The sequence below is a fragment of the Tessaracoccus sp. O5.2 genome (assembly GCF_964266725.1).
In the GTDB taxonomy this organism is placed as follows: domain Bacteria; phylum Actinomycetota; class Actinomycetes; order Propionibacteriales; family Propionibacteriaceae; genus Arachnia; species Arachnia lapidicapta.
The window spans coordinates 1-4971 of sequence record NZ_CAXWGV010000030.1 but is presented as its reverse complement, the minus strand read 5'-3'; the positions used below and the strand labels follow the sequence as shown (position 1 = coordinate 4971).

Genomic DNA, 4971 nt, shown 5'->3' with positions numbered 1-4971 from the left:
GCCTCCCCACGACCAGCGGGCGCACGGTCTGCCGCAAGACCTCAAACAGCGATCAGAAGAGGAGAGTGCTGACCCGCCAGCCGCTACAGGACCGAGCCTGCCAGAAGCTCGGCTGGAACCCACTAGATGAGTGCGTTACGAGCAGATTAGAGGACGCCGCCGAGACTCTGCACCAAGGAATCTTGTCCTCACTAGAGCGGCGTACTCGCGTCTCGCGGACCAACCGTTGAGAGGAAGCCTCCGACTGGAGAACACTCTCTTCTGATGACCTGGCCTTGAACGAGAGCTCAGCTTGGACAGAATTCAACAACTGGCATGACCATCGGGCACGTTGGCCGAGCTCACTGAGCCATTGGCGCCGATTCTCGTACCACGACCTCAAGGCCTGTACCCCCTCCATCGATGACTTTACTCGTCGTCGCTTGTGGGAGAGCAGGTGATGTCTCCGATTGGTTGATCGGGTTGTCCTTGGTGCAGTGCATCGGCGGTGAATTCCTCGGTGACCAGGACGTCGACGATGGCGTCGTTCCGGCTCAGCTCGCCGCCACCACCACCAAACCAAGTGCCCACCAGTTCTATCTCCCGGTGCTGATTGCTGCCGCGAAGGATGATTGGGCCACCGAGGCTCTTAAGCGCCTTCTCGCCGGTCACCGTTACCGCGAAGCCTGCTTGTCGCAAATGCGCCGCGGCGGCGGCAACGGCCGTATCGTCGCCGCCCGCGGAATAGACATGCACCTGGACATCTGCGGTGGTCTGTCGCGGCGGCCGGACGCAGTGGCCCGTGGCGACGATCTCGGACCGCATCCGTTCGAGCAGCTCGGGGCTCGGTCGCCACTCCATCAGTCCCTCGCCCGTCGGCTCGTACCAGTTGAACCTGCCGTCTTCGGCCGAGCCGACGAGTGAACGGACATCCCCAGCAGCAGTGCGCAACGCGAGGCCATGCACGTTCGTGGCCGAGATGCCTGGTAGCAGTCCGAGAAGAAAGGCATTCATCTGCAGCTCTGACACAATGTCGACAGTCAGGTCACTTGAGAAGGCCACCTGCACAAACGAGGTGCCGCCGGGGTTCTCCGAGACACAGAAGAACGCGCCGGTGACATCAGGTAGCACTGCTACCGTCTGCTTCCACTCCACGCGGTCAGCGCAGGCGGTGACCGACGGCTCTGAGGTCGGCGTCGCTTCGGCCGGTTCAGTGGTGGACTCGGCGGGGGTGGCCAGGATCGTCGGCTGAGGGACATTGAGGAGGAGCATTCCTACGCCGACCACTGCTACCGCAGCCGCGCCCGCTACGACACCGGATGTCCGCACGCGACGACGGTGCTCCGTTCGCACCTTCGGGCCCCACCCCGACGCCTCGGGCGGCGTTGGCACCAGCCCGTCCAGCTCATCGGCAAGGTTGTCTCTGGTCATGAGTGCATGTCCTGTTCCAGTAGGTGTGGTGACCGCCGGAGGGCCACGAGGCCCCGACGTGCGTGGGATTTGACGGTGGACGTGGGCATCTGGAGGAGTTCCCCCACCTCGATCACCGTCATGTCTTCGAAGTAGCGCAGGACCAGTACCGCTCGCTGAGAGCGTGGCAGGCTGAACAGCGCCCGGCGGAGGTCCGACGCCTGCATCGGGGGGTCGTCGCCGACGTCGGCAACAGTGTCCGGTTCAAGCGCGCTGGGCATCTCACTGCGCCAGTGGCGCCGCCGCCGCCAGGAGACGAACGTGCGGAAGAGCGTGGTCCGCACATAAGCCTCGAAATGCCGTTCGCTGTCGAAGGCCGCAAACCGGCCATACGTGCGGAGCAAGGCGGCCTGAACCAGATCCTCAGCATGGTGGACATCCCCAGTCAGCAACCATGCGGAACGCCAGAGCTCGCCGCCGCGTTCAGTGACATACGCGTCGAAACGTGCGGCGGCATCACTCGAAGGGGGCCCATTGTCTGCCTGCATGCTTACCTAGACGCTTTCATGACACCGAAGGGTTGCACGCGAACGCGTTCAGCGCACGCCACGCGTGGTCAGTGGGCTACCGCCGATCAATCGGAGTCACGTCGCCACGCCGCGGCGACCGGCCTATGCCGGCCCTCAGCGCCTTCGCGGATGTGGAGGCAGAAGCCAAGTCAAAAGAGTGCACAGGAGGGCAAGTCGATGTTGCTTGCGTCATGCTCTTGGTACACCAAAGCGATAGCTCGCAGGCATTGCTCCGTCTTCAACAGCCGGGTCTGCTGCGTGGACAGATAACAACCTCAACTGGCCCGCGCGAGCTGTCCCAACAACCTTGGCGTCTGCCGCTCGCGCACTCGGTGTCGAGATTCTGCACCATCCGCAGATCGGCATGAGCGCGAGCCGCATGATGGCCTGACACCGCCGTGCGCGGTCTGCTGGCTCCTCGAGGGTCGCGATGCGCGGGGTCGCCGATGAGGTTCAGGCTGGAGGGCAGGCGATCGGCGCCGACGTCGAGCGGATCTGGAGGCTGCGCGAGGAGTACGAGCTAGAAGTGAGAGCGCTGGCTGCACGACGACCACGCCGACGCGTAGGCCCGGCAACGCCGACCCGCCAGGGTTCTGGATAAGGTCTGTGTCGTTGCAGACCAGCCAACGGAGGAGTCCATCGAGTGGACGCGCGGCCTGCTCGGGGCCACCGACCCGCGCCGAGACGTCCGGGCGCTGGGCCGCGGTGGACCCGCGGACCGCGGGCCCGGTGGGGCCGGGTCAGGGCCGAAGGTGAAGGACGCGCGACGGTTTGAACAGGTGGGCCGCCGAGACCGGTCACGAGCGCAACTGGCCTCGCATCTTCGGGCCGGCCGGGCCGCCGAGACCAGCCGCCTTCTGTGGGACGATGTCGGCGAATCGGTTGGCTGGTGGCACGTTCGTAGCACGGCGATGCCCAACGTCGGATAAGCTCCTAGTCAAACGCGTTTGGACAGGGGTTCGAGTCCCCTATGCTCCACGCCGAACTCCCTGGTCAAGCTCCTTTGACTAGGAATCATGCATGTTTCACCTCGGTCGAAAGTGACCACAAAGGGACAGAACAGAGCTTTCAGATCGCGCGTTCACCTGCGTCGGGTCAGGGGCTGGTGAGCAGCTCCTGCATCTCGGTGATCTCGGCCTGCTGGTCGTCGACGATCTTCTGCGCCAACAGGAGAGCAGCCGGGTTCTGGCCGTCGGCCAACTGCTGCTCGGCCATCTTGATGGCGCCTTCGTGGTGAGCGATCATGGCCTCGAGGAAGGCCTGATCGAACTCGGCGCCCGTGAGGCCGTCGAGTTGAGTCATCATCTCTTCCTGGCTCATGCCGTTCATGTCCATGCCGCCCATGTCCATGCCGCCGTGGTCGTCGGGGGAGACGTCTTCCCCCCAGGCGCCCAGCCACTCGGTCATCTGGTCGATCTCCGGGCCTTGGGCCTCGGCGATCCGTTCAGCCAGCGCGACGACCTCGGGGTCGTCGGCTCGCTCGATGGCCAGCTGTGACATCTCGACGGCGCCCTCGTGATGAATGATCATCATCTGCGCAAACGTGGTGTCCTGATCGTCGTGCTCGCCGGCGACGTCATTTGAAGCGCTCGCCGACACTGACTCGGTGGCCGTCGCGACACCGGTGGTGGGTGAGGTGGTCGCGGCTGGGGGAGTGGCGCTCTGGTCTGCGCACGCCGCCAGGGTGGCCGTGAGGGCCAGCCCGGCCAGGGTGGCGGTGATCTGCTTCATGCGTGACATGTGGTGCTCCGTTCCTGGCCGACGATGTCGCCGGGCCTTGATCTCGAGGCTATGAACCGTGGGCCCGGGAGCCAACCCGTGGAAGGTCAAGATTTGATCAAGACGCGGCCTTCCGCTTCCACCCGCAGACGCTCGAACTCGCGCGGGGCGGCGGGCTGTGTGCCGTGTGCCTGGCGGCGCGGGGGTCTCAGCACGGTGTTGACGCGCGCGACGAGCTCGCGGGGGCTGAACGGCTTGGTCAGGTAGTCGTCGGCGCCCACCGACAGGCCGATCAGCCTATCGACCTCGTCGGCGCGGGCCGTCAGCATCAGGATGTAGCAGTCGGAGAACAGCCGAATCTGGCGGCACACCTCGACGCCGTCGAGGCCGGGCAGACCCAGATCAAGAATGATGACATCAGGATCCAGATCCTGGGCAGAGCGGACCCCGTCCGGGCCGGTGTACGCCACAGCGGGGTCGAAGCCGGCCTTGCTGAGGTAGGAGGCGACGATCGCTGCGAGCGGGCGCTCGTCGTCGATCACCAACACACTCGACCTGCGGGGCTCAGCCATATGCCCATTATTGGCACACCCCACCCGGCAACTCACCCCCTCGCTGCGCCGGCGGAGCGATCTTGGCCGAACCTTGACCCGGGCTGAACCGTTCCCTGATCTGGGCGCTTGAGACTGGGATGGTGAACGAAACTCCGGCACCCGCCCTGCCGTCAGCACCGACCGGCGTGGTCGACGTCACCCTGGTGACCACCCCCGCATGCCATTTCTGCGACGACGCCCACGAGCGCCTCGACGCCCTCGACCGTGCCGGTCTGCTTCGCCTCACGACGGTCCCGGCTGAGTCCCCTGAGGGTCGAGCGTTGATCGCCGAGCATCGCCCAGGCATGTTCCCGCTCACCCTGGTGGCAGGGCGCCACTTCCACGACGGGCGGATCCCGCGCGGCAAACTGGCGCGGCTCGTCGACCACCTGCGTGCCCGCTGATGGGCGCCGATCTCCTCAGCGCCGGTGGGATCCTGGCAGCGTTCCTCGCCGGCAGCGTCGCGCTGTTCGCCCCCTGCTGCATCGTCTTCCTCGCCCCCAGCTACCTCGCCGCGGCGGCCAAGAACCGCCGCTGGCGCCTCATCCCGCTCACCTTCGTGTTCGCCGCCGGCCTAGGGCGTGTCTCCCAAAGATCTGGGTCGATGGGCGGGATTGTTGACTCATGTCTCGTTTTGCTGTGCTCGATGACGCTTCGTGGGCCCGGATCGAGCCGTTAATGCCGTCCTCGGACGGCCGCCG

6 protein-coding genes are annotated in these 4971 nt (G+C 65.6%); 2 read left to right on the top strand and 4 right to left on the bottom strand.

Translation table 11 applies throughout. From position 1 onward, the window contains the following. Positions 1–408: 408 nt before the first annotated feature. The 4 genes from ACFQPD_RS09985 to ACFQPD_RS09970 all read right to left on the bottom strand — a co-directional run bounded on the left by ACFQPD_RS09985 (position 409) and on the right by ACFQPD_RS09970 (position 4219). Positions 409–1410, bottom strand: a complete 1002-nt coding sequence (locus ACFQPD_RS09985) for a hypothetical protein (RefSeq protein WP_385900472.1) — start codon at positions 1408–1410, stop codon at positions 409–411. Further along, entirely contained in the window at positions 1407–1937 is a 531-nt protein-coding gene (locus tag ACFQPD_RS09980) for a SigE family RNA polymerase sigma factor (protein ID WP_078919610.1), read from the bottom strand. The genes ACFQPD_RS09985 and ACFQPD_RS09980 overlap by 4 nt, the downstream gene beginning before the upstream one ends. Before the next feature lie 1116 nt (positions 1938–3053). Beyond that, positions 3054–3698 (bottom strand): DUF305 domain-containing protein, encoded by a 645-nt coding sequence (locus tag ACFQPD_RS09975; protein WP_385900471.1) that lies wholly within the window; start codon positions 3696–3698, stop codon positions 3054–3056. A gap of 86 nt (positions 3699–3784) precedes the next feature. Continuing rightward, positions 3785–4219 carry a response regulator transcription factor gene (locus tag ACFQPD_RS09970; RefSeq protein WP_385900470.1) on the bottom strand — a complete coding sequence of 145 codons (435 nt, stop codon included), beginning with the start codon at positions 4217–4219 and terminating at the stop codon, positions 3785–3787. Between the two features lie 152 nt (positions 4220–4371). Between ACFQPD_RS09970 and ACFQPD_RS09965 the strand changes: the two genes are divergently transcribed. Together ACFQPD_RS09965 and ACFQPD_RS09960 are read left to right on the top strand one after the other, a co-directional pair. Next, positions 4372–4674 carry a glutaredoxin gene (locus tag ACFQPD_RS09965; protein WP_385900469.1) on the top strand — a complete coding sequence of 101 codons (303 nt, stop codon included), beginning with the start codon at positions 4372–4374 and terminating at the stop codon, positions 4672–4674. Further along, a complete protein-coding gene (locus ACFQPD_RS09960) occupies positions 4674–4949 on the top strand; it encodes a hypothetical protein (RefSeq protein ID WP_385900468.1) in 276 nt (91 codons plus the stop codon). The genes ACFQPD_RS09965 and ACFQPD_RS09960 overlap by 1 nt, the downstream gene beginning before the upstream one ends. Positions 4950–4971 lie beyond the last annotated feature (22 nt).